The organism is Achromobacter pestifer, assembly GCF_902859625.1.
GTDB classification, from domain to species: Bacteria; Pseudomonadota; Gammaproteobacteria; order Burkholderiales; family Burkholderiaceae_B; genus Achromobacter; species Achromobacter pestifer.
Window position 1 is genome coordinate 675361 of record NZ_CADIJX010000003.1, and the last position, 24592, is coordinate 699952.

The 24592-nt window shown below is 65.7% G+C and carries 23 protein-coding genes; 11 read left to right on the plus strand and 12 right to left on the minus strand.

Features of this window, described 5'->3' with window-relative positions:
• Nucleotides 1-48: 48 nt before the first annotated feature.
• Nucleotides 49-1056, minus strand: a complete 1008-nt coding sequence (locus HV753_RS14670; RefSeq protein ID WP_175175204.1) for a helix-turn-helix transcriptional regulator — start codon at nucleotides 1054-1056, stop codon at nucleotides 49-51.
• Between the two features lie 113 nt (nucleotides 1057-1169).
• Here HV753_RS14670 and HV753_RS14675 point away from each other — a divergent pair, with 113 nt between their 5' ends.
• Both HV753_RS14675 and HV753_RS14680 read left to right on the plus strand, forming a co-directional pair.
• Nucleotides 1170-1778, plus strand: coding sequence for a glutathione S-transferase family protein (locus HV753_RS14675; RefSeq protein WP_175175205.1), 609 nt, complete (start codon nucleotides 1170-1172; stop codon nucleotides 1776-1778).
• Between the two features lie 175 nt (nucleotides 1779-1953).
• Nucleotides 1954-2400: a GNAT family N-acetyltransferase gene (locus tag HV753_RS14680; protein WP_175175206.1), complete on the plus strand. Its 447-nt coding sequence runs from the start codon at nucleotides 1954-1956 to the stop codon at nucleotides 2398-2400.
• Between the two features lie 155 nt (nucleotides 2401-2555).
• On the opposite strand, the gene HV753_RS14685 is transcribed toward HV753_RS14680, so the two are convergent.
• The 9 genes from HV753_RS14685 to HV753_RS14725 are packed head-to-tail and all read right to left on the minus strand — an operon-like array spanning nucleotide 2556 to nucleotide 11891.
• Entirely contained in the window at nucleotides 2556-3329 is a 774-nt protein-coding gene (locus HV753_RS14685; protein ID WP_175175207.1) for an SDR family NAD(P)-dependent oxidoreductase, read from the minus strand.
• Nucleotides 3326-4867: a class I adenylate-forming enzyme family protein gene (locus HV753_RS14690; protein WP_175175208.1), complete on the minus strand. Its 1542-nt coding sequence runs from the start codon at nucleotides 4865-4867 to the stop codon at nucleotides 3326-3328. Before HV753_RS14690 ends, HV753_RS14685 begins: the two co-directional genes overlap by 4 nt.
• Before the next feature lie 25 nt (nucleotides 4868-4892).
• Complete coding sequence (locus HV753_RS14695; RefSeq protein ID WP_175175209.1) at nucleotides 4893-5780, minus strand: ABC transporter permease; 888 nt, start codon at nucleotides 5778-5780, stop codon at nucleotides 4893-4895.
• A 1-nt stretch (nucleotide 5781) separates the two neighbouring features.
• Nucleotides 5782-6753, minus strand: a complete 972-nt coding sequence (locus HV753_RS14700) for an ABC transporter permease (protein ID WP_175175210.1) — start codon at nucleotides 6751-6753, stop codon at nucleotides 5782-5784.
• A gap of 10 nt (nucleotides 6754-6763) precedes the next feature.
• Complete coding sequence (locus tag HV753_RS14705) at nucleotides 6764-8410, minus strand: ABC transporter substrate-binding protein (protein ID WP_175175211.1); 1647 nt, start codon at nucleotides 8408-8410, stop codon at nucleotides 6764-6766.
• 27 nt (nucleotides 8411-8437) lie between these two features.
• Nucleotides 8438-8860, minus strand: coding sequence for a PaaI family thioesterase (locus HV753_RS14710; RefSeq protein WP_175175212.1), 423 nt, complete (start codon nucleotides 8858-8860; stop codon nucleotides 8438-8440).
• Nucleotides 8857-9870, minus strand: a complete 1014-nt coding sequence (locus HV753_RS14715; RefSeq protein WP_175175213.1) for a quinone oxidoreductase family protein — start codon at nucleotides 9868-9870, stop codon at nucleotides 8857-8859. The genes HV753_RS14710 and HV753_RS14715 overlap by 4 nt, the downstream gene beginning before the upstream one ends.
• 37 nt (nucleotides 9871-9907) lie before the next feature.
• On the minus strand, nucleotides 9908-11017 hold the full coding sequence (locus HV753_RS14720; RefSeq protein WP_175175214.1) for a M14 family metallopeptidase: 1110 nt from the start codon (nucleotides 11015-11017) through the stop codon (nucleotides 9908-9910).
• A 1-nt stretch (nucleotide 11018) separates the two neighbouring features.
• On the minus strand, nucleotides 11019-11891 hold the full coding sequence (locus HV753_RS14725) for a VOC family protein (protein ID WP_175175215.1): 873 nt from the start codon (nucleotides 11889-11891) through the stop codon (nucleotides 11019-11021).
• A 260-nt stretch (nucleotides 11892-12151) separates the two neighbouring features.
• Between HV753_RS14725 and HV753_RS14730 the strand changes: the two genes are divergently transcribed.
• The 4 genes from HV753_RS14730 to HV753_RS14745 are packed head-to-tail and all read left to right on the plus strand — an operon-like array spanning nucleotide 12152 to nucleotide 17208.
• Nucleotides 12152-13756 (plus strand): ABC transporter substrate-binding protein, encoded by a 1605-nt coding sequence (locus HV753_RS14730; protein ID WP_175175216.1) that lies wholly within the window; start codon nucleotides 12152-12154, stop codon nucleotides 13754-13756.
• A gap of 9 nt (nucleotides 13757-13765) precedes the next feature.
• On the plus strand, nucleotides 13766-14740 hold the full coding sequence (locus HV753_RS14735; RefSeq protein ID WP_175175217.1) for an ABC transporter permease: 975 nt from the start codon (nucleotides 13766-13768) through the stop codon (nucleotides 14738-14740).
• A 3-nt stretch (nucleotides 14741-14743) separates the two neighbouring features.
• Nucleotides 14744-15574 carry an ABC transporter permease gene (locus HV753_RS14740; protein ID WP_175175218.1) on the plus strand — a complete coding sequence of 277 codons (831 nt, stop codon included), beginning with the start codon at nucleotides 14744-14746 and terminating at the stop codon, nucleotides 15572-15574.
• Nucleotides 15571-17208 carry an ABC transporter ATP-binding protein gene (locus HV753_RS14745; RefSeq protein WP_175175219.1) on the plus strand — a complete coding sequence of 546 codons (1638 nt, stop codon included), beginning with the start codon at nucleotides 15571-15573 and terminating at the stop codon, nucleotides 17206-17208. The genes HV753_RS14740 and HV753_RS14745 overlap by 4 nt, the downstream gene beginning before the upstream one ends.
• A 199-nt stretch (nucleotides 17209-17407) precedes the next feature.
• Here HV753_RS14745 and HV753_RS14750 read toward each other — a convergent pair whose 3' ends face one another.
• A complete protein-coding gene (locus HV753_RS14750; protein WP_175175220.1) occupies nucleotides 17408-18658 on the minus strand; it encodes a flavin-containing monooxygenase in 1251 nt (416 codons plus the stop codon).
• Between the two features lie 410 nt (nucleotides 18659-19068).
• Between HV753_RS14750 and HV753_RS14755 the strand changes: the two genes are divergently transcribed.
• From HV753_RS14755 to HV753_RS14775, 5 genes are all read left to right on the plus strand, one after another.
• Nucleotides 19069-20190 (plus strand): ABC transporter ATP-binding protein, encoded by a 1122-nt coding sequence (locus tag HV753_RS14755; RefSeq protein WP_175175221.1) that lies wholly within the window; start codon nucleotides 19069-19071, stop codon nucleotides 20188-20190.
• 83 nt (nucleotides 20191-20273) lie between these two features.
• A complete protein-coding gene (locus HV753_RS14760; RefSeq protein WP_175175222.1) occupies nucleotides 20274-21272 on the plus strand; it encodes an NAD(P)H-quinone oxidoreductase in 999 nt (332 codons plus the stop codon).
• Nucleotides 21273-21287: 15 nt separating this feature from the next.
• Nucleotides 21288-21902, plus strand: coding sequence for a glutathione S-transferase (locus HV753_RS14765; RefSeq protein ID WP_175175223.1), 615 nt, complete (start codon nucleotides 21288-21290; stop codon nucleotides 21900-21902).
• 10 nt (nucleotides 21903-21912) lie between these two features.
• On the plus strand, nucleotides 21913-22383 hold the full coding sequence (locus tag HV753_RS14770) for a type II 3-dehydroquinate dehydratase (RefSeq protein WP_175175224.1): 471 nt from the start codon (nucleotides 21913-21915) through the stop codon (nucleotides 22381-22383).
• A gap of 12 nt (nucleotides 22384-22395) precedes the next feature.
• The gene (locus tag HV753_RS14775; RefSeq protein ID WP_175175225.1) at nucleotides 22396-23355 is read left to right on the plus strand and encodes a 2-hydroxyacid dehydrogenase; all 960 of its coding nucleotides are present in this window, start codon (nucleotides 22396-22398) and stop codon (nucleotides 23353-23355) included.
• Nucleotides 23356-23770: 415 nt separating this feature from the next.
• On the opposite strand, the gene HV753_RS14780 is transcribed toward HV753_RS14775, so the two are convergent.
• Nucleotides 23771-24592 carry an ABC transporter permease gene (locus tag HV753_RS14780; RefSeq protein WP_175175226.1) on the minus strand — a complete coding sequence of 274 codons (822 nt, stop codon included), beginning with the start codon at nucleotides 24590-24592 and terminating at the stop codon, nucleotides 23771-23773.

Sequence of the window (24592 nt, forward strand, 5' to 3'; positions counted from 1 at the left end):
ATGCCGCAGTTGGCCAAAGCCGAACAGGTCAAGCAGGTCAGCGAAGCATTAGCCATTCGCCGCCGGGCCGTCTGCCTGCTGCGGCGTAGCGGTATCGCGCCGTTGCAGCATGCGGGCGACCCGTTCGCCCGCGATCTGAAAGCGCTGCGCCAGGGACGCCGGGGCCAGTACATCGAATTCCACTTCCAGTGCCAGCAGCCAATACGTCAGCGCCTCCAGCGATTGGCCGGTGCAGCGCAGCTGGCAGCGGCCATCGTCCAACGCCTCGACCTGGCCGGCCTGCGCGGGAATGCGCGCGGCCATCGCCGCGTGCGGCGCATGCAGCACGATGCGGGCCTCTTCGGCACTGGGCGCCAGGCCCACCGCGCGTGCTACATAGGCCCGCAGATCGCCGCCTTCAGGGGGCGGACGCGGCGCGAAGTGCGCGCCCAGCGCCACTGCCCCGGTGATGCGGTCCAGCCGGAACGTGCGCCAGTCATCGCGCGCCGGATCCCACGCCACCAGGTACCAGCGGTGCCCCGTGTGCGCCAGCCCTTGTGGCTCCACCTGGCGCGTGCTGGGCTGGCCGCGGCTGTCGGCGTAATCAAAATTGACGCGCAACTGGTCGCGGCAGGCGGCGGCCAGCGCGGCCAAGAGGCCCGCGTCGACCACCGGGCCGCCGCGCGGCAGCGGCACGATGGCCGAGCGCAGCGCGTCCAGCTTGTGGCGCAGGCGCGCGGGCATCACCTGTTCCAGCTTGACCAGCGCGCGCAGCGCCGCTTCTTCCACGCCGCCGACCGAGCCCGTCGCTGCGGTGCGCAGGGTGATGGCCACCGTCAGCGCCTCGTCGTCGTCCAGCAGCAGGGGCGGCAGGGCGTTGCCCGCGCGAAAGGCGTAGCCGCCCGCGACGCCGCTGCTGGCCTGAATGGGATAGCCCAGTTCGCGCAGCCGGTCGATGTCGCGCCGTAGCGTGCGCGGATGCACGGCCAACGTCTCCGCCAGCTCGGCGCCGGCCCAGTGGCGGCGGGTCTGTAGTAAGGAAAGCAGGCGCAGGAGGCGGTTGCTGGAGCTAAGCATGGCGTTGACGGTAATTCGTATCGAGGGCGGAAACTGTCCGCAATGAATTCTACAGTTCGTCCGTCGTCAGCGGCCATGGGGCCGCGGCACTCCCCACCATCCGGAGCTTGTCCATGTCCATCGTTTTCTATTGGTACCCCCAGTCCAGCGCCTCTCCCATCGCCTGCGCCCTGGCCGAACTGCAAGTCCCGCACGAACGTGTCAAGGTGGATATCCGGGCCGGCGAGCAGCGCCGCCCGGAATTCCTGGCCTTGAACCCCAACGGCAAGGTGCCGACGCTGACCGTGGACGGTGCGCCGCTGTTTGAAGCCTTGGCCATCCACTTGTGGCTGGGTGAACGTTGGGGCGTCGAGCAGGGCTTGTGGCCCGCGGCCGGCACTGCGCAGCGGCTGGCCGCCATGTCTTGGTGCACGTGGGCCTACGTGACCTATGGCGCGGTGATCTCGCGTCTGCATGTCGTCGCCCATGGCGATGAGCAAAGCCGCGATGCCCGCTTGGCCGAGCGGGCCATCGCCGACCTGGATTCCCTGTTGGGGCTGCTGGATGCACATCTGACGCGCCAGCCGTGGATGTTGGGCGACAAGTATTCGCTGGCTGACCTGGTGGTGGCGTCGGTGGTCGGCTACACCGCCTTTTTGGGTGCGCCGGTGGCCGCCCATCCGAAGGTGCAGGCATGGCTGAACACGGTCAAGGCCAGGCCGGCGATGCAAGGCGAGGTCTGAAGCGACGACGGGCCTGTCACGCAAGATGATGCCACGACGTGACAACGTCGCGCTGTCTAATGGCGCGGCGTTGTGGCGTTCTGGATATGGATTTCGGTGTGAAACCGCGCCCGGGATGCCGTGCGCGTGTAACGTGAGAAGCTGATCGCGAAGGCGGCATAAGGTAAAAATTCCTTTGGACCTCTTGATTCGAGCCGCGCACAACGACGACATCGATGCCCTTGGCGCACTCAAGTTGCGGTCGGCGTTGGCATGGGGCGATCATGTTGACGAGTTGCTTGCCCTGCCAGAGGCGAGGCAGTTTTCCGCTGCACATCTACCCTACGCCATGGTCGCCGAACTAGATGGAACGCTCGTCGGGTTCATAACGGTAGTCCCCGGTACCGGCACCGAGGCGGAACTCGAAGACCTGTTTGTCGCGCCCGAACTATGGCGAACGGGTGTGGGAACGCGGCTGCTTAACGAAGCCGAGCATCGTGCAATAGAGCATGGAATTCGATCGTTGCACGTCGTGGTTGGCGATCGAGCGCGATCATTCTACGAAGCTTCTGGATTTCTATTTATCGCCGCCGTTGAAACGGAGTTCTCCCACGCAGTGAGAATGCGCAAAACCTGGCTCTGATCCCGATTGCCATGTCCTTGGAACCAAAGAGAGCGTCACTTTGATCGACATCTGGCCAATCTGACGTCCCAAGGGTTGACGGCTGTAACGTCGTTGGTGGAGGTGCAATGAAGCCCTTCACATTCCAGTCCTCGGTCAGAGCCCCTCGGGTTGCACTACAGGCGCTGCCCGCCGGTGGCGTCGATGCTTTGCCCGGTGATCCAGCGGCCCTCGTGCGATGCCAGGAACGCCACGATGTCCGCGATGTCCTCCGGCTGGCCCACGCGGCCCAGCGCAATCGTCTTGGCGATGACTTGGCTGATCTCCGGGTCGCGCGCGCGCTGGTTCAGGTCCGTGCTGGTCGCGCCCGGCAGGACGGCATTGACCGTGATCCCGCGCGCGCCCAGTTCGGCGGCCAGCAGCAGGCTCAGCGCTTCCAACCCCGCTTTGGCAGGCGCATAGACGCTCATCTCCGGATAGGCGGCGCGGGTCCCCATCGACGATATGTTGACGATGCGACCGTTGTCGAGCAGGAATGGCAGGCAGTGCTGGATAAGGAAGAACGGCGACTTCAGATTGACTTGCAGCACGTGGTCGAAGTCCTGGGGGGTGACGTCGGCCAAGAGGGCGCGCAGGCCCACGCCGGCATTGTTCACCAGGATGTCCAGGCCATCTGCGCCGTTGCGTTCCAGCAAGCTCTGGCGCAGATCGCGGGCCAGGCCTGCTGCCGCCTCGGGCGCGGACAAGTCGGCCCGCAACGTCCAGGCCTGGCCCCCTGCGGCGCGGATTTGGTCGGCGACGTCATCGGCGGCGTCGCTGGCCGCGTTGTAATGGACGGCGACGTGCGCGCCGCGTCGGCCCAGGGCCAGCGCAATGGCGCGGCCGATGCCGCGGCTAGCGCCGGTCACAAGCGCCGTCTTGCCCGCCAAGCTGTCAGGTGCGTGGCTCATGCGGCCTCCGTTTCATACGTGGTCCAGGCTTGACGGGCTTCCAGGGCGCGCGCCTGCAACAGGAGGGCGTTGCGGTCGATCTTGTTGGTGCCGGCCCAGGGCAACTCGTCGACGAAGCGGATGCGCCGCGGATGCTGGTAGGCGGGGCCGTGGGCCAGCGCATGGCGCTTCAAGGCCTCGGTGTCCAGGGCGCTGCCGTCGCGGCGCACGACGAAGGCGACGGGGATCTGGCCGCGCTCTTCGTCGGCCAAGGGCACGACGCAGCTTTGGCGCACGTCCGGGTGCAACTCCAACAGCTTCTCCACTTCGACGGGGTAGATGTTCTCGCCACCGCAGACGAACATGTCGTCCGCGCGGCCCACGAAGTAGTAGAAGCCCTGGGCGTCGCGGCGCATGACGTCGCCGCTGTAGTACCAGCCGTCCCGCAACACCTGCGCGCTCTTTTCGGGTAGGTTGTGATAGCCGGACAAGACGGCCGGATTCTTCATCAGCAGCACGCCTTCATCGGGGTGGGGGCCGTCGGCCAGGCGGACTTGGGACGGATCGATCGGGTGGCCCACCGCCAGCGGCGGCGTGGGGATCCCATCGGGGTGCGGGCCGAACACGGCGGGTCCGGCTTCGGTGGTGCCGTAGCCATGGGTGATGCGCACTCGCGGCAAGGCCTGCTGGATGCGTTCATACAGCGCGACGGTCATGGGCGCCGAACCCAGCATGACGCGCGCCAGCCCGGACAGGTCGCGGTCGCGCAGCAGGGCGGGCTCCTTGACCAGCCTGGCGAACATGGTGGGCACGGCAGTCAGGACGGTGATGCGATAACGCTCCAGCGCATCGGCATAGGCGGCCACATCGAAGGCGGGTTGGATCACCAGCAGGCTATTGCTGGCGAAGGCGCGCTTGGCCATGAAGAGGCCGTTCATGTGAAAGAGCGGCTGCGCCAGCAGGTAGTGTTCCTGGCGGTCGGGCGTGGCGGCAGGGCCGGACGTGGCGGTCAGCGCCCACAGCTGGCCCGCATGCGTCAGCGGAACCCCCTTGGGTTTGCCGGTGGAGCCGGACGTGTACAGCATCTGCGCCACGTCCTCATGCGCAGGCGTGACGGTGTCGAAGGCGGTCGGACGGATCTGCGCGGCGAAGCCCTGCGGCCCGGCGGCGTCGAAGTCCACGACCGGCACCGTGGCCTCGAAGGCGGCGCGGCGCGCGCTGTCGACAAAGGCCAGCGCAATTCCGGCGTCGCGGATCACATAGTCGATGTTCTCTTGCGTCTGCTTGATATTGATCGGCACGGCCACGAAGCCGGCGCGCATGATGCCGAAATACGTGATCAGGTATTCGGCGCGGTTCAGGGCGGCGATGGCGATGCGCGAGCCGGCCGGCAGGCCGCGGGCCGTGAGCCACGCGGCGACGCCGCCGGCCAGTTGGCGGACGTCGCCATGCGAGTAATGGACGGGCGCCTCGGCGACCCGCAGGTCGACGATGGCAGGCAGGTCGGCGGGGCGGCTGGGGTCCGCCAGGTCGCCCAGGTTCTTCAGAGGATGCGTCATGGGGAAATTCCGGGAGTGTTGGCGCTCAACGCTTTTGCAGCTTGGGGTTGAGCGCGTCATTCAGGCCGTCTCCGACCAGGTTCAGGGACAGCACGGCAAGCATGATCGCGACGCCGGGCACGGCGCAGATGTACCAGGAGGACCGGATCAGGCTGCGGCCTTCGCCGACCAGCCGACCCCAGCTGGCGATGTTGGGGTCGCCCAGTCCCAGGAAGGACACGACCGATTCGTACAGGATGGCGCCCGCCACGACCAGCGACGACATCACGATGACCGGGGGCAGCGCGTTGGGCAGGATCTCGCCGGCGACGATGCGCAGCGGGCTCATGCCCACGGCACGGCTGGCCTGCACGAATTCCCGTTCCTTGAAAGATAGGAATTCGGCGCGGGTCAGCCGGGCGATGGGCGGCCACGACACCAGTCCGACGGCCAGCGTGATGGCTTCGATATGTGGCCCCAGCACCGACACGACGGTCAGCACGAAGACCACGTTCGGAATGATCTGGAACAGTTCGGTGACGCGCATCAGCACTTCGTCGATCCAACCGCCGGACCAGGCGGCGGCCGCGCCGATGCTGACCCCGATCGCGGTCGCGGTCGCGGCGGCGACCAGGCCGATCAGCAAGGTAGCGCGCGCGCCATGCGCGATCAGCGCGGCGATGTCGCGGCCCATGGAGTCCGTGCCCAGCGGATAACGCCAGGACTCGAAGGGCCAGATCTCGGGCGCTCCGACGATGCGCAACGGGTTGGTCGGATACAGCCAGCCGGCGCCGGCGGCCAGCAACGCCACCAGCAGCAGGACGATCGCGCCCGCCACCGCCCCGCGGTTCCTGGCGAATCGGGCGGCGAACGAGGCCGGACGGGCAGGGGCGCGGGCGGTGGGCAGAGTGGTGAGGGAAGGGGAGGCGGACATATCAAACAGCCTTGATGCGCGGGTCCATCCGCGTGTAGAGAAGATCGACGGCGATGTTGGCCAGGACCACCACGAAGGAGCTCAGCACCAGGATGCCCAGCACCACGGGGTAGTTGCGGCTCATGACGCTGTCGAACAGCACGCCGCCGATGCCGGGCCAACTGAACACGGCTTCGACCACGATGCTGCCCCCCAGCACCGAACCCAATTGCAGGCCCAGCAAGGTCACGATGGGCAGCACCGCGTTGCGCAGGATGTGCCGGAGCACCACGGCGGTTCGCGTCAGGCCCTTGGCGTAGGCGGTGCGCACGTAGTCCATGCGGCTGACTTCCAGCATCGACGCCCGCATGACGCGGGCATAGGTCGCGGAATAGAACAGGCCCAGGGCAACGGCGGGCAGCACCAGGTGATGCAGCACGTCCAGCGCTTGCCGCCACAAGCCGCCGTCCAGGCCGATGGTGACCATGCCGCCGACGGGAAACCAGCCCAGCTTCACTGAAAACAGGATGATCAGCATGATGCCCAGCCAGAAACTGGGCGCGGCAAAGCACAGCACGGCAAAGGCCGAGACCGCGCTGTCCCACCAAGTGTTGACCTTGATGGCGGACACGATGCCCGCTCCCATGCCGACCAGCACGGCGATGGCGATGCTGGCCAGCATCAGCACCAGCGTGGCCGGCAGATGGGCCAGGATCACGTCCAGCACCGGCAGGTTGTGCCGGTAGGAATAACCGAAATCCAGCCTGGCGACCGAGCCGATGTACTTCAGCAATTGGACGGCCGGCGGCTGGTCCAGTCCGTATGTCACGCGCAGCCGTTCGATCAGCGCCGGGTCGGTGACCTGCTGCTCGGCCGTCATGACGTCCAGGAACGTGCCGGGCACGGACTGGATCAGGACGAAGTTAAGCACCACCACGCCCAGCAACAGTGGAACGGCCTGGAGCAGGCGGCGCAAGATCAAACGCAATGGCATGGCGGCGCTCTTACGCTTGCAGCCAGACGTCGGCCAGGGTTTCGCCCTGGACGTTCGCACCGGTCGTGAAGTTGCGCACGTTCTTGCCGGCCAGCGTGAAAGACTGGATTTCCACCAGCGGCACGATCGGCACGTCGGTCGAGGCCAGGCGTGCGAACTGCGCGGCCAGAGCCTTGCGGGCTTCAGGCGCGGTCTCGACCGCCAGCTTGCCGACCAGGGCGTCCATCTCGGGATTCGAGTAGCCGGTGGCGTTGCGGAAGGCGGCCCCTTTCACGATGCCGTCGGTGGTGAAGAACTGGGTCACGGTGGGCACCAGTTCCAGCGGCGAGGTGAAATTGGACACTGCGATGTCGTAGTCGTAGTCGCCATAGATGCGCTTGAGCGCGGTCGCACGGTCCACCGAATCCAGCTTGACGGCGATGCCGACGTCTTCCAGCGCCTGCTTCAGGTACTGGCCCAGCTTGGCGTTCTCTTCGAACCACGCGGCGGCCACCAGGTTGACGGTGAAGCGTTTGCCGTCCTTGACGGGCAGGCCGGCGGCGTCCAGCAGCGCGGCGGCTTTCTTCGGGTCGAAGGGATAGCGCGGCACGTCTTCGGTGAAGAACAGCGGGTTGCTGCTGAAGATCGGGGCAATGGCAGGTTTGCCGCGGCCGTAATAGATGGTGTTGACGATGAACTGGCGGTCGATGGCGTGCAGGATGGCCTGGCGCACCTCGCGGCGGTTGACGATGTCGCGGCGTTGATTGAATTCCGCCGTCACCGTCCAGGCCGTGTTCTGGTAGCCGCGCGTGTCCACGACGACCTTGCCCGTCTTGACCAGGCGGTCGATGTCGCGGGCGGGAACCGGATTGGAATAGGCCAGGCCCAACTCGCCCGTTTCCAGCGCGGCGCCGCGCGAGGCAGGGTCGGACCACCAGCGGATGACCAGCTTGTCCAGGTTGGGTTCGCCCGGGTTCCAGTACTTGTCGTTGCGTTGGTATTCGACGTGGCTGCCGCGCACCCACTTGCCGTATTTCCAGGGACCCGTGCCCACCGGCGTGTTGTTCAGCGGATTGGTGATCAGGTCCTTGCCGTCGTACAGGTGCTTGGGCACCAACAGCTGATACTGGCCGGACAGCGTGGATTTCAGGAAGAATTCCGGCACCGGCGCGTTGAAAGCCAGGATCACCGTCTGCGCGTCCGGCGCGGTGGCGTCCGTCAATGACTTCAGCGCGATGCCCGCCGAGATCGGCTTCCAGTGCTGCAACACGTTGTAGACGACATCGGCCGACGTGAACGGCGTGCCGTCGTGCCAAGTGACGCCTTCGCGCAGTTTGATGGTGTAGCTGCGGAAGTCCGCCGCCGGGGTGACGCTAAGCGCCAACGCCGGTTGGAACTTCAGGTCGGCATCCAGCTTGAGCAGCCGTTCCAGGATCTTGGTGGATGTCTGGAACGGGCTGGATCCGCCGCCGCCGGGCACGAACAGCGCTTGCGGCTCCAGGCCGCCCCAGGTGGCGACGAGCGTGCCGCCCTTGCGGGCGGGGCCAGTGTCCGAGCCAGGTTGGGCGGTGGCGGCGTACAGCGCCTGCGGCAGTGCGCCCAGGCCGGTGGCGGCCAGGCCTCCGGCGGCGGTGCGGGTCAGGAAGGCGCGCCGTCCGAGGCGTGGGGCTTGGGTCATGATGGCATCCTTGTTGGGTAATGCGCCTCAGCCTTGGCTGAGCGTGGCGTAGGTGGCGCGACCGATGGCGACCAGCGCGCCCTGGTCGTTGTAGAGGTCGACGTCGGCCACGCCGACGCTGCGCCCATTGCGGCGCACGCGCGCCACCGCGGTCAGGCCGGTGTTGACGGCGGGCCGCAGGTAGTCGACGCGGAAGTTGATGGTGGGCAGGCCGCGGCCCAGCAGCATGCCGACGGCGAAGTCGCCCACGGTGTCGATCACGGCGGCCAACGGGCCGCCATGCCATTGGCCGCTGGCGGCGCCGCGTTCGAATTCGGCCCGCATCGGGGCCAGCACGGTCAGTTCGCCGCGCTCGTGGTCCACGGCGCTGACAGACAGGCCCAGCCAGGCGATGAAGGACGAATCGTCGAACTTGGCCTGGATCTGGGCGGCATTCAGCACGTCGCTCATGACGTCACCAACACTTTGCCGACGATCTTGCGATCTTCCAGCGATGCCAACGCCTCGGCGCCTTGCTCAAGCGGCCAGCTGCGGTCCACCTCCACGTGCAGGCGGCCGCTGCGCACCAGTTCCAGCAGTTCATGCAGGTCTTCGCGGTCCCAGCCGTTGGACCCGCGGATCTGCAACTCGAACGTCCAGATGTAGCGCAGGTCTTCCTTGGGGTCGAAGCCCGCGGTGGCGCCGCAGGTCAAGAGCCGTCCGCCCAGGCGCAGGCAGCGCAGCGATTTCACCCAGGTGTCGCCGCCTGTGAAGTTCACCACCACATCGACGCCGCCCGACTTGGCGCCACGGCGGCGGGCAGGGCGGCCAAAGCGCTCCTGTACCGCCTTGAGGAAGTCTTCCTCGGTGTAGAGGATGATGTGGTCGGCACCCAGGGCGCGCAGCGCTTCGCCTTTCTCGGGCGTGCCCGCGCAGGCGATGACTTCGGCGCCGGCCAGCTTGGCCAGTTGCACCGCGCACACGCCCACGCCGCCGCTGGCGCCCAGGATCAGCACCTTTTCCCCGGCCTGGATCTGACCAATGCGGTTCATCATGCGCAGCGCGGTGCCGTAGGCCACGGGCAGCGCCGCGGCCTGCTCAAAGCTCACCTCGTCGGGCAGGCGCAGCAACTGGTGCGCCGGAACGCGGCACAGCTCGGCCAGACCGCCATGGATGGTTTCGCCCACCAGGCCGCCGTCGACGCGGTCGATCGGATCCACCAGCACGCGGTCGCCAGCCTTCCAGTCCTGCACGTTTGCGCCGGTCTGCACGATTTCGCCGGCCACGTCCAGGCCGATGATCACGGGGAAGGGCAGTTTGATGCCGGGCATGCCGCGGCGCGTGAACACGTCGTGGTAGTTCAAGGAGGACGCGCGCACGCGAATGACGACGTCGTCCGGCCCGGCGATGGGATCCGGAAATTCGGTTTCCAGGCGGAGCTTGTCGGTGCCGCCGTGTTCACGCAAAACGATTGCTTTCATGACTGCCAGTAGTAGGAAGAAGAAATAGGAAGAAAACTCACCAGGCCGCCACGCCGGCGACCGCCTGGCGGGTGATGGCCAGGCCATGGGCGAGGGCGCTGCGCCGCCATACGCTGGAGATGGGCACGAAGGCGTCGACCAGGTCGGCGCGCAACTGGGCGTCGCGTGCGGCGTCGGGTGCGTGCGGCGCCTTGAAACGCAGCCACTGGTCCAGCCTCAGCGCGGGCCGCATTTGCAGGCCGCGTGTGCCGAATTCGACGACGGCGCCGGCCAGTGCGCGCGCGCCCAGCGCCTGTTGCACGCCACGGAAGACCAGGCCCTGGTAGTCAGGGCGCGCCAGGCCATGCGGACGCTGGTCGCGGACGCGCTCGACGCCCCACCAATGGGCGGCCTGCGCCTGTTCGGCGCTGCCTTCCTCGTTGAAGCACAGGAAAAAGGGTTCGCCGTATTCGCCGATGCCGGTGTGCCAGTCGATGAAGGCCACACGTTCGCTGGCGGCCAGATGTTCGTCGATGATGCGGCGCAGGGTGCGGTTGGACCACTCGGGGCCGCTGCCGCCGTAGACCAGGCCATCCGGATGCGTGTATTGGCCGCTGGCGGTGGTGTTGAACAGCGCGTCGGCGCCGTGCGTTTCGCGGAACGCTTCCACCATGCGCGCGCCGGCTTCCAGGCTGGCTTCGGTCCAGGCGTCTGGAATCAGGTGCGGATGCAGCGTGGCGTAATGCGGGTTGACCGGCGTCGGGCGCGTGTGGTCGATGAAGTTGCGGTTCAGGTCGACGTTGTTTTCGGTCGTGCGGGTGTCGTACGCATAGCCGTAAGGATTCAGCGCATGCACCAGCACGACGTTCACGTCGTCCGGCAAGGGCTTGCCGCCATCGGCGCGCAGCCAGCCGATCTGAACGGCGGAACCCGCCGCGCCTTCCAGGCCGTGCGTGCCGCTGATGGCCAGATGCGTGCGCGGCGCATCGGCACGGCCCAGCACGGCGACATCCACGCTTAGCGGCTGGCCATGCGGATCTTTCAGCGAGGGATGCTCATGGCGGGACAGCGCCGCGCCGCGTTCTGTCGCAACGGCAATGAACGTCCGGCGCGCCGCCGCGTAATCGGCGGAAAAGCAATCCCAGTAATCGGGCAAGGTGCCGCTCATGTCAGGCCGCCTCTTGCACGAAGACCTGCAACGCGCCCGCCCCGTCTTCGAGCACCACCACCAGTTCGCCTTGCGCATTGGCGCGGTAATTCACCTGGTTGGCCTCGAACAGGGCGCGCGTCTTCGCCAGATCGCGCACGCCGATCACCGATCCGGCGAACCAGCCGCCGTGCGCCGATGCCGGCAAGCCGGCAGGCACGCGGACGCGCGGGTAGCGTTGTTCGAAGGCGGCAGGACTCAGGAAGTCGATGCGCAGGCTGCCGCGGCGCACTTGCAGGCCGCCGTCGGGCAGTCCGCTGATGGCGATCGGCCCGAACACGCGTTCATAGCCAGCGCGCAGCGAGTCGGGATCGGGATGGACGGCGATGAGCGATTCGATGCGCCGCGCGCCGTTGGCGTGTTCCTGCCATTCCGGCCGGAATACCAGGTGGCGTGTCAGGTGGCCGCACGTGAAGAAGTCGGGCACGCCCAACAGGCCGGCCGGAAAATTGGTGTTGTTCCAGGCGGCGTCTTCGCTGCCTTCGGGCAGATGCACCGGGCGGCCGCCGCTTTGCGGCGGTTCCGCGGTGATGCCCAGCCGCGCCAGTTCCGCGTGCACGGCCGTGCTGTCAGTGGTCTGCAAGGCGGTGGCGACAGGGCCTTCATAGGCGTCGTCATAGCCGCTAAAGCGCGACTCCGCTTTCAATTCCTCGGGGAAATAGAGCAGTTCCAGGTAGTTGGCATCAAGAATGATGGTCTGGTTGCGGGTGCCGCGATGGTGCCTGCCTTGCGGCGCAAGGCTGAATCCCAGCTTCACATAGCGGTCGGTCGCCGCCTGCAGATCGTTGACGCGGATGATGTAGTGATCTAGGCCGGTGACTGACGGGAGAGACATCAAAGCTCCTGAATGCGCGTTGGAAAGACTGGCAGTCTGGCGCAGGCATCGGCTGGCTAGAACGATTGAATTCGCATGTGGATATTTGATTTTCAATCGACGGGCCGTCAAACGCGCTTCATGAGCCTGCCTGCGCGCAGCATCGGCCATAGGGGGCCGGACGGACGCATGAGCAAATGAGAAATCGGCATTTCTCCTGGCTCATAACGCAGGCCTATGATCCGCAGCTTCTTCCTGGCAGAACCATAGAGTCCCTTCCGATGCGCACTACCCGCCGTGAATTCCTCCTGTCCTCCGGAGCGCTGGCCGCTTCGATGGCTTTCCCCACATCGTTGCTGGCTCAGACCACGGCCCCTCGTCATGGCGGCGTGCTGAACGTCCATCTAGGTTCTGAACAACGCATCCTCAACCCTGCGTTGCGCGCCTCGACGGGGGTGTACATCGTGACCAGCAAGATCATCGAATCGCTGGTGGACCTGGACGCCGCCGGCAAGCCGGTAGCGCAACTGGCGACGTCATGGACGACCGAACCCGACGGCAAGACCATCACCTTCAAATTGCGCGAAGGCGTGACCTGGCATGACGGCAAACCCTTCACGTCGGCCGACGTGCAATACAACGCGCTGGAACTCTGGAAGAAGCACCTGAACTTCGGTACGGCCCTTCAGCTTTACCTGGATGCCGTTGATACGCCCGACCCGCATACGGCCGTGTTCCGCTATAGCCGGCCCATGCCGCTGGATCTGCTGTTGCGTGCATTGGCGGACCTGGGATACGTGGTGCCCCGCCATCTGTACGAGGGAACCGACGTGCTGGAGAACCCGGCCAACACCGCGCCCGTGGGCACGGGACCCTTCAAGTTCGCGCAGTACCAGCGGGGGCAGTTCATCATCGCCGAACGCAACCCGAACTACTGGCGCCGCGACCAGCCCTATCTGGACCGCATCGTATGGCGCATCATCACGGATAAGTCCGCGGCCACCGCAGCCCTTGAAACGGACCAGATCCAGCTCAGCGCGTACTCGCAGCTGACCCTGGCGGACCTGGACCGGCTCAAGCAAAACCCGCGCTTTGAAGTCCGCAGCAAGGGGCTGGAGGCCAACGTGTTCAACAACACGCTGGAATTCAACTTCCGGCGCAAGGAGCTGGCCGACGTGCGCGTCCGCCGCGCCATCGTGCACGCGATAGACATCGATTTCTTCATCGAGAACTTCCTTTACGGGCTGGGCAAGCCCGCGACCGGTCCGATCCCGTCCACGTCCGAGACGTTCTTTCCGACCGCAAGCAAGCCGCCGTATCCGTTCGACGTCAAGCGTTCCGAGGCCCTGCTGGACGAGGCCGGCTACAAGCGCGGCGCCGGTGGCACGCGCTTCACGCTGAAACTGGTGCCCATCCAGAACGGCGAAGACGTGCCGTTGCTGGCCACCTTCATCCAGCAGTCGCTGGAAGCCGTCGGCATCAAGGTGGAGATCGTCCAATACGACATCGCTGGCGCGCTGGCGTCCGTCTACAAGAACCATACATTCGATATCGCCACGGGCTGGCACCAGTATCGCGGCGATCCCGCCGTCTCCACCACCGTCTGGTATCGCTCGGGCAGCCCTGCGGGCGCGCCGTGGACCAACCAGTACGGCTGGCAATCGGACAAGGTGGACAAGCTGATCGACGATGCCGCGTCCGAGATCGACCCGGCCCGCCGCAAGGCGCTTTACGCGGAGTGGGTCGCGGCCGTCAATGACGAGCTTCCCATCTGGATGGCGACGGAACGGCAGTTCTATTCGGTCGCTAGCCGCAAGCTGCAAAACGGCCACAACAATGCGCGCTGGCCGTCCAGCGACTGGCATGACGCCTGGCTCTCGGCCTAGGACGCGGGCATGGGTTTCCTGACTTTGGCCGCCCGCAGGCTGGCGGCCGCCGCGCCAGCGCTGCTGATTATCCTGGCGGGCTTGTTCCTGCTCTTGCAATTGGCGCCGGGCGACACGGTGGATGCGCTGGTGGCGCAGATCGGCGGGGCCGATGCCGCCACCATCGCCGCCATGCGCACCCACTATGAACTGGACCAATCCACGACGTCGCGCCTGGGCAGCTACCTGTGGCGGCTCGTACACCTGGATCTGGGCTACTCCGCCATCTACGGCAAGCCGGTTTCGACGGTAATCGCCGAACGCCTGCCCGCCACGCTGCTGTTGATGGGGTCGGCGCTGGCCTTCGCTTTCACCGGCGGCATGGCGCTGGGCGTCATCGCGGCGCGCCGCGTCAATGGCTGGGCGGACGCGCTGATCTCCACGCTGGGCCTGGTGTTCTGCGCCACGCCGTCGTTCTGGTTCGGGTTGATGGGGATTTTCGTCTTTGCCGTGTGGCTGGACTGGGTGCCCGCGGGCGGCTTCGAGACGATCGCCTCCGGCTACTCGGGCTGGGCGCGCATCCTGGACATCGCCTGGCACCTTGTGCTGCCGACCGCCACGCTTGCGTTGATCTTCCTGGCTACCTATTTGCGCATCATGCGCGCGTCGATGCTGGAAGTGTCCACGCACGACTTCGTGCGCACGGCGCGAGCCAAAGGCCTGCGCGAGACGGCCGTCGTCGCGCGGCACATCCTGCGCAACGCGCTGCTGCCCATGATCACGCTGCTGGGCTTGCAGGCCGGCACCATGCTGGGCGGTTCGGTCGTAGTGGAAAGTGTCTTCGCCTTGCCCGGCCTGGGCCGGCTGGCCTACGAATCGGTGGTGCAGCGCGACCTGAACACCTTGCTGGGCATCGTGTTCGTGTCGGCGCTGCTGGTGATCACGATCAACTTCGTGGTCGATCTGCTGTATGCGCGGCTTGACCCTCGCATTGCACGGAGCTGAACCATGGAAACGATACGCCGATACTTCCATAGCCCCATCGCCGTGCTCGGACTGGTGCTGCTGGCGCTGGTTTGTGCCGGCGCGCTAGGCGCTGGCCTGTGGTACCCGAAGAACCCGCTCAGCCTGGCAGGCAGGCCGCTGCAATGGCCTGGCGAAAATGCGCGCTTTGTGCTGGGCACCGACCAGGTCGGGCGCGACATCGCCGCACAGATCCTGCACGGCGCGCGCGTCACGCTGGCGATCGGGCTGGTGGCGACGCTGTTGTCCGTGCTGATCGGGGTGACGCTGGGCGCGCTGGCCGGCTATTACGGCGGGGCCATCGACGACTTGCTGATGCGCGTGACGGAAGCCTTCCAGATCCTGCCCAACTTCCTGCTGCTGCTGGTGCTGGTGGCGGTGTTCGGGTCCGACCTGCACACCGTCGTGCTGGCGATTGGCCTGGTGTCATGGCCACCGGTAGCGCGCCTGACGCGGTCGGAGTTCCTGACGCTCAAGGCTCGCGAATTCGTCCAGGCCGGCCGGGCGCTGGGCATGGGCGACCTGCGCCTGATCTTCCGCGAAATCCTGCCCAATGCCTTGCCGCCCGTCATTGTGTACGCCAGCGTCATCATGGCCACCGCCATCCTGCTGGAAAGCGCGCTGGCCTTCCTGAACCTGTCCGACCCCAACGTGCCTTCCTGGGGCAATCTCATCGGCGGCGGCCGGGGAGTCCTCCGGGTGCAATGGTACGTATCCGCTATTCCCGGCGTCGCCATCCTGCTGACCGTATTGGCGATTTCGCTGGTGGGGCAGGGAATCAACGACGCTCTCAATCCCAGGCTGAAACGCTCATGACCGAATTGCTGCGCATCCAGAACCTTACCGTGGACCTTCCGGCCGGGGCCGACCGGCCCCACGCGCTGAAGGACCTTTCCTTAAGCGTCAACGCGGGCGAAATCGTGTGTGTGGTCGGTGAAAGCGGGTCGGGCAAGTCCCTGACCGCGGGCGCCATCCTGGGGCTGTTGCCGCAAGGCGTGCACGCCAGCGCGGGGCAGATCCATTGGGAAGGGCAGGACCTGCTGCAACTGGCGCCCGATGCCCTGCGCGGCCTGCGCGGCCGGCGCATTGGCATGATCTTCCAGGAACCCATGACTGCGCTGAACCCGCTGCGCACCATCGGTGATCAGATTGGCGAGGTCTTTCGCACCCACACCCGCCTGGGACGCGCAGAAATCGGCCGGCGCACGTTGGAGCTATTGGATTCCGTGCGCTTGCCCGATCCCGCGCAGGCGGTCAACGCCTACCCGCATGAGCTGTCCGGCGGACAGCGCCAGCGCGCGATGATCGCCATGGCGTTGGCCTTGGAACCGGCATTGCTTCTCGCCGACGAACCCACCACGGCGCTGGACGTCACGACGCAGGCGCAGATCCTGCATTTGATACACGATCTGCAGCGGCGCAAGGGCACGGCGGTGCTGTTCATCACTCATGACTTCGGCGTGGTCGCCGAGATTGCCGATCGCGTCGCAGTGATGCAACGCGGTGTCCTGGTGGAAAGCGGCACCGTTGACCAGGTGCTGAAACACCCCCAGCACCCATACACGCGCGCCTTGATCGCCGCTGTGCCGCCGTTGGAGCCCGCATCCGTCCGTTCGACGTTGGACGCCGATGCGCCCGTCATGCTGGCGACGAAGGGGCTGTCGAAGACCTATCGCAAGCATGGCTGGTTCGGGCGCCCCGGCCGCGTGACGCACGCGGTGGACGGTGTGGAACTGACCCTGCGCGAAGGCCAGACGCTGGGTATCGTCGGCGAAAGCGGTTCGGGCAAATCCACGCTGGCCCGCACGCTGCTGGGCTTGCTGCCCCCCGATGCCGGCAGCATCACGCTGGCCGGCAAGCCCCTGGCGTTCAAGGGCGGCGCTGCGCGCAGGGCACATGCCAAGCGGGTGCAGATGGTCTTCCAGGACCCGTACGGCTCACTGAACCCCCGTCAACGTGTCGGCGAAATCGTGGCCCAGGGCCCCATCGTCCATGGCATGCCCAGGCGCGAGGCGCAGGCGCTCGCACAGGAACTTTTCGAGCTGGTCGGATTGTCGGCGGACGCCATCCGGCGTTTTCCGCATGAATTTTCCGGCGGGCAGCGCCAGCGGGTCGGGTTGGCGCGTGCGTTGGCCCTGCGGCCGCAAGTCCTGATCGCCGACGAACCCGTATCGGCGTTGGACGTATCCGTGCAAGCGCAGGTATTGGCGCTGCTGGCGCGGCTACGCCAGCAATTGGGGCTGTCCATCGTATTCATCACGCACGATCTGCGCGTGGCCGCGCAGGTCTGCGACCACGTGGCCGTCATGAAAGACGGCAAGATCGTGGAAGAGGGGGTTTGCGCAGAGGTGTTCGGCAATCCCGCGAATCCGTACACGCAGGCATTGCTGGCTGCGGTGCCCGGTCGTCGTTGGGATAGTGTTAGCGCGTTGGCTAGCCAAGCTGCTTAAGGTCTTTGCTAACCCATCTGGTTTTTAGAGGGATGAGAAGAACCGTAATCTAAAAATAGCCATGGATGTAGAGGGTTCCTAGCCGTAGATTCGGCGGCATAGCTGTTCGGCTTTGCCGCCGGCGCCAGGATTTCGATGTTCCAGTGTCAGCCGGAGCATCCGCACAAAAAGGCCCTGAGCACGCCCGACACGGACTCCGTCATTCCTTCCTGTACGCCAGGTAGTCCAGGTGGATCCCGATATGGTCGGCGATGTAGCGGGCGTCGTGCCAAACCCCCCAGATGAATGAGGAACTGCGGTTGGTGAGGTTGGGCAGGCCGAGGAAGTAGATGCCTTTCTCGGCGGAGATGCCGCGCTTGTGGATGGGGTAGCCGTTTTGGTCGAAAGTGTCGACGTCGATCCAGCTGAAGTCGACCTTGAAGCCGGTCGCCCACAGGATGGTCTTGATGCCGGCCTCGGCCAGGTTCAGGCTGAGGATGGGATAGGTGAGGCACTCCGGGTCGGGCAGCAGTTTCCAGGCATCGGGCTCGGGCGGAAGGTCGAGGCCATTCTGCTCGATGTAGGCGTCGGCTTCGCGCAGGACTTCAAAGTAGTCGGCATCGCCCTGGGCGACATCGCGGCCGAGGTTGTCGGCGAAGTGCAGCACCCCGTTTTCGTAGGAGGTCGTGATGCCGACCAACTGGATGCCGTCGCGGGCAAGGCGCCGGAAGTCGACGGTCTTGCCGTTCTCGTAGCCGCTCACGGCGAAGGCGACGTGTTCGCGCTTGGGCTTTTTCTTGACTTCATCCCACATGCCCAGCGCGCCCAGCCACCAGCAGTAGTCGCGTCCACGGTAGGAGCGGGGCGGCCGGTAGTGTTCGCCCACGGACAGGTAGACGGTGCGGCCGGCCTGGCGGAGTTCTTCCGCAATCTGCGAACCGGAGGCGCCCGCGCCTACGACGAGCACGGCGCCGTCGGCCAATTGCCCCGGGTTCTTGTAGGCCGAGGAGTGAAGCTGCTGGATGCCGGCGCTTTCCGGCACGATTTTCGGATAGGTGGGGATCTGGAAGGGGCCGGTCGCGGCGACCACGTGCTGGGCTTCGATGGTGCCTGCGGAGGTGGTGACGGTGAAGCCCGGGCGCTTGTCGTTGCGCTGGACGCGCAGGACGTCGACGCCGGTGCGCACCGGCGCATTGAGCATCCTGGCGTAGTCTTCAAAGTACTGGGCCATGCGCTCCTTGGGCGGGAAGACATCGGGCCCGACGTCATCGAACTTCAAACCGGGAAAGCGGTCGTGCCAGGCGGGGCCGTTGGCCACCAGCGAGTCCCAGCGTTCGGAGCGCCAGCGTTCGGCGATCCGCTTGCGTTCAAGCACGATATGCGCAATCCCCATGGCGCCGAGGTGCTCGCTCATTGCGATGCCGGCCTGGCCGGCGCCGATCACCAGCGTATTGGTTTTTTCAATTGACATGTGAAGATCCTAAGGAATACCGAGACCCTGGTGCGTCTCGAGGCTGACACGACGATCAAGGAAAAGAAGGCCGGCGAACCGCGTGCACGATCAGGGTGCGCGCTGAACGATTGGCACGCAGTGTGACCCCGAAGCCCCGAGTTGATAACTTCGTTTTTCGGACGGCTGACTTAGGAAAAAGCAAAGGTGCCGGTTTGCCCGGGGCGGAACGTGCCGCGGCGCTTGCACCGTCGTGATTTTTTTTTTCCGATGGCCCCCATCAGCATCGGCAATGCACTGGAAATAGGGCTTTACCGTATTCTTGACTGCACCAGAACGCTGGCGCCGCAGCCTTGCGTGCCATGCGGCCATCGCCTGTTTTTTCCCGGAATCCTCGCGCCGGGAAAGTGAACTCTGTGAGTGCAGCAGCCATGCCGAATAGTCCCTATTCCTCCGATAGCTCCAGCGCGGTCAGCCTGGAGGGAGTGGTCAAGAAATATCGCGATCACGCGGTGCTCCAACAGGTGTCCCTGAAGATCGAGCGCGGGGAGTTCCTGACGCTGCTGGGCCCGTCGGGCTGCGGCAAGACCACCTTGCTGAACCTGATCGCGGGTTTTGCCGACGCAGACGACGGCGAGATCTTCATCGACGATACGTCCGTCACGGCGCTGCCGCCGTATCAGCGCCAGATCGGCATCGTGTTCCAGAACTACGCGCTGTTTCCGCACATGACGGTGGAACGCAATATCGCGTATGGCCTGCGGATGCGGCGCGTGCCGGCTGCCGAGATCGAACGGCGGGTGCGTGAAGCCATGGCCCTGGTAAAGCTGGATGGATTGGGCGAGCGCAAGCCGCGCGAGCTGTCCGGGGGCCAGCAGCAGCGCGTGGCGCTGGCGCGGGCGCTGGTGATCCGTCCCAAGGTACTGTTGCTCGACGAGCCATTTTCCGCGCTGGACAAGAGCCTGCGCGGCGCCATGCAGGTGGAAATCCGCGATATCCAGCGCAGGTTGGGCGTGACGACGATCTTCGTCACGCATGACCAGGGCGAGGCCCTCAGCATGTCGGATCGCATCGCCGTGATGAACCAGGGCGTGATCCGGCAAGTCGCCACGCCGGACGAGCTATACCGCAATCCGCAGGATCCGTTCGTGGCAGCGTTCCTGGGCGACGTCAACATCCTGCCCGCGCACTATCACGGCTCCAGCGCGGAAACCATCCAGTTGCGCCTGGGCGCGGGGCTGACGCATATTCCCCGCCAGCGCCTGGTGGGCGGGTCGCACGAGGGCCACCGGCTTGATCTTTATGTACGGCCAGAACATATCAAGCTGGAAGCCCTGCACAGCGGATCGGTCCTGAGCGGCACGGTCGTCAACCACGTGTTTCAGGGCGATCACGTGGATCTGTACCTGGAGGTGCTCATTCCTGTGGAGGGGCGCCAGCACGTCATGGTGCGCACCTTCGACCTGAACTGCCTCCATGAATGGCCCGTGGGCGCGGTGGCAGGACTTGCCCTGCCCGGCCACGGGGTCAGTGTCTTCAACGCGCCGTCCTGAAGACGGCTTTACGCGATGTCCCCTTCCTGGCGGCCGCGCCTGCGCAGCCGCCGAGTTTCCATTCGTCCGCGAGGCACAGTGCCATGAATCAAATTCCCGCTGAAATGCAAGCCATCATCGCCCGCGAGCCCGGCGATGCCACGGTATTGACGCTGGCCGGCAGACCCGTTCCGGCGCCGGGTCCGGGTGAAGTGTTGCTGCTCGTGCATTCGGCCGGCATCAACCGGCCCGACATCATGCAGCGCCAGGGCGTGAGCAAGCCGGCGCCGGGTGTGACCGACGTGCTGGGGTTGGAAGCTTGCGGCGAGGTCGCGGCTTGCGGACCCGGCGTGCCGGATTCCTTGCGCGGGCAGCGTCTCATGAGCCTGCTTGCGGGCGGCGGCTATGCGCCGTGGTGCGTGGCTCGCGTGGACCATTCCCTGGCAGTGCCCGAGGAGCTGGACGACGCGCAGGCAAGCGCCCTGCCGGAAGGCCTGTTCACCGTCTGGCACAACCTGTTCGAACTGGGCCGCCTGCGCATGGGCGAGACCGTGCTGATCCATGGCGGCGGCGGTGGCATCGGCACGCTGGCCATCCAGATGGCCCATGCCGCCGGCGCGCGGGTCATCGCCACGGACGGCGAACGCGGCCGCTTGGACGCCCTGCGCGAACTCGGCGCCGACGAGGTGATCTGCTTTCATGACACGGATTTCGTGGAGGCCTGCGCGGCGTTCACGCAGGGCCGTGGCGTGGATGTCGTGCTGGATATCGTCGGCGGCGATTATGTGCGGCGCAATCTCCAGGCGCTGGCCTTTGGCGGACGCCACGTGAGCCTTTCCTTCCTGCAAGGATCGGCCGTCACCATCGAGCTGTTGACCCTGATGCAAAAGCAGTTGAGCCTGCACTCTTCGACCATGCGTCCGCAAACCGATGCCGAGAAGGCCCGGATGGCAGTCGCGCTCAGGCGCCATGTGCTGCCGTTGGTCGCCGCAGGCCGCGTCAGACCCAAGATGGCGCAAAGCCTGCCCCTGGCCGACGCCGTGCGCGCGCATCAGTTGCTGGAAAGCGGCAAGGTGTTCGGCAAGCTGGTCCTCAAACCCTGACAAACGGAGAATGGATTGAAACTCCTCTATGCCCCGACGTCCCCCTTCGTGCGCAAGGTCATGGTGTGCGCACACTTGACCGGCCAGACTGCACAGATCGAATGGCTGGCCAGCGCCGCGCACCCTGTCAACCGTGACGCGCGCATCGCCGCCCACAACCCGCTGGCCAAGGTGCCCACCCTGATCCTGCCGGACGGCAGAGCGCTCTACGACAGTCGCGTGATCTGCGAATACCTGGCCGAGACCGCCGGCGATACGCAGTTGTTTCCGGCCGGTTCGGCCCGCTGGGTGGCGTTGACGCGCCAGGCCCTGGGCGACGGCCTGCTGGACGCCGCGCTGCTGGCGCGCTATGAGCACACGGCCCGGCCGGCCGAGATCCAGTGGCCGCAATGGCGCGAGGCGCAACTGGTCAAGGTGCAGGCCTGCCTGGCGGAAATCGAATCGCAGGCTGGCGACTTGCCGCGAACGCATCCGAGCATCGGCGACCTGACCATCGCTTGCGCCTTGGGGTATCTGGATTTCCGTTTTCCCGAATTGGACTGGCGCACCGCGCATCCGCGCGCCGCCGCGTGGTTCTCCGTATTCAACGACTTGCCTGCCATGCAGGCGACCCTTCCCCACGAAGCTTGAGACTGCCTCCATGACGACGCCAAGCGCAACCCCATCCTCCTGCACGGTCTGGTTTCTCAATGGGCCGAACGCCAATCTCTACGGACTGGACGCCAACAAGATCTATGGCTCCGACAGCTTCCCCGTGTTGCAACAGCGCTGCGAAAGCAAAGCCGCCTCGCTGGGCATCCAGTTGAACTTCGTCCAGTCCAACCATGAAGGCCAGCTGGTCGACTGGATCCAGGAAGCGCGCGGCGCCGCGCAGGGCGTCATCATCAACGCAGCCGGCCTGACCTATTCGTCGGTGCCCATCCTCGATGCCCTGTTGTCCTTTCCTGGCAGAATCATCGAAGTCCACATGAGCAACATCTGGCGGCGTGAAGCCTTCCGCCATCATTCGTATATTTCAAAGGCCGCCGATGGCGTCATCGCGGGACTGGGCGGAGATGGCTATGAACTGGCCATCGAGGCCATGTCCCGTCTGATCAACCGCAGTACCTGAGGTAGACCGCCCATGCATGCATCCTCCCGCTCCGCTGTGTCGGGCGCAATGATCTTCTACAGTGAGTTCGACGACTACACGGCATGGCGCGATGCCATGCAGGCTCGCCTGCCGGACCTGCGCGTGGTGCACGGCAGCGAAGACCACGATCCGGCCAGCATCCATTACGCCTTGGCCTGGAAGGCGCCGCTGGGATTCTTCGAGCGCATGAAGAACCTGCGCCTTATCGTGAACCTGGGCGCGGGGGTGGATTTCCTGGTCGGCCGCGAGGATTTGCCCGCCGGCGTGCCCATCACGCGCATCACCGATCCTAATATGGCGCGCATGATGGCGGGCTACGTGCTGTTTGCCACCCTGCGCTATGCGCGCGATATTCCGTATTTTGAAGCGGCGCAGCGGCGCGGCGAGTGGGCCTATCGCCATCCGCGTTCGCCCCAGGACGTCCGTGTCGCCGTGCTGGGCTTGGGCGAGCTGGGCGCCTGCGCGGCGCAGGAGCTGTGCCGCCAGGGGCTGACGGTGCTGGGCTGGTCGCGCAGCCCGCGCAGCATCGAGGGGGTCGAATGCCACAGCGGCATGGAGTCGCTGGACACGGTGCTATCACGCGCCGACATCTTGGTGGTGATGCTTCCGCTGACGCCGCAGACCCGCGGCCTGCTGGATCGCGAACGTTTGCAGCTCCTGCCGCGCGGCGCGGCCCTGATCAATGTGGCCCGGGGCGCGCTGGTGGACCAGGCTGCCCTGACCGATCTGTTACGCAGCGGCCATCTGGGCGGCGCGACGCTGGACGTGTTCGAGCGCGAGCCCTTGCCCGCTGACGACCCGCTCTGGGCGATGGACAACGTGCTCATTACACCGCACCTGGCTTCGGTGGCCATTCCGGCATCGGCCGCCGGACAGGTCGCCGACAACGTACTGCGAGTCAGCCAGGGCCTGGAGCCCGCCAACCGGGTCGATCCGGCGCGCGGCTATTGAAGCGCTCGGCGGGCCCGCTCGCCGTCGTTCTGGCGAATTTTCTGCTTGGGCGTTGATATTCGGGACCTTGTTCGCTGGTGGCTAGGTTTCCAGCTTGCGGATGTCGGGGTTCTGAACCCGCCGAGGCGGCCCTGCGCCATTCCGATGCTCGCCCCACTGGGGCTGCGCTTCGGATGGCTCCGGGGTCCTCGCCTTACAGCCGCCCAATGCGAGGATTTTGAAACCCGTTCATAGGTAGATGCCGGTGGTCTTGAACCCGCCCATGGGCAGATGCCGTGAGCCGGGGGCCGGGCGGAGGGATCCGAAGCGCAGGACCACCGGGCCGAGCATCGGAATCCCGCAGTCCGGACGCCGGCGGCTCAAGAACGAACCAGGTGTCACAAAACCAAACGTCAACATTCCACCCAAAAATCCCCTAGTGGTTGTCCTCGATATTGAGAATCCTGCCCAGCCCCAGGAAGCGGTTGGCGAAGATCAGCAGGCTGGCCGTCACCACGATATACACCACCGACAGCGCGGCCAGGGTCGGGTCGGCGAACTCGCGCACATAGTTGTACATCGTCACGGGAAGGGTCTGCGTGCTCTGCGTGGTCACGAATAGCGACGCGGTGAATTCGCTGAACGACATGATGGCCGCGAACAGCCAGCCGCCGAACAAGCCGGGCGCCAGCAGTGGCACGGTGATGGTGAACAGGACCCGCACCGGCGACGCTCCCAGGCTGGCGGCGCTTTGCTCCAGGCGCTCGTCCAGATTCTCCATCGAGACATAGACGCTGCGCAGCACGAAAGGCAGGACGAGAATGACGTGGCACAGGATCACGATGCCGTAGCCACGATCGATGTTCAGCTGCGCCACCAGGATCAACAGGCCCAGCCCCACCGTGAAGTGCGGGATCACCAGCGGCGAGAGCAGAATCGCTTGCAGGATGTTCTTGCCAGGAAACGCCATGCGCTTGACGGCAATCGCCAGGCCGGTGCCGATGATCAGCGCCAGCAACGACGACCAGAAGGTGACTACGACGCTGGCGCGAAAGCCGTCACGGAAGTCGGAGTAGGTGAAAACACGCTCGAACCAGCGCAACGACCAGGCCTGCGGCGGAAACGTGAGCAAGGCTTTTTCATTGAAGGAAGCCAGCACCACCACCACGACGGGCAGCAGCACGAAGCCCAGGATGAGCGTGATCAGCACGGGAGCGCCGATACGCAGCCACAGGGGCAGGGATTTACGGAGACCCAT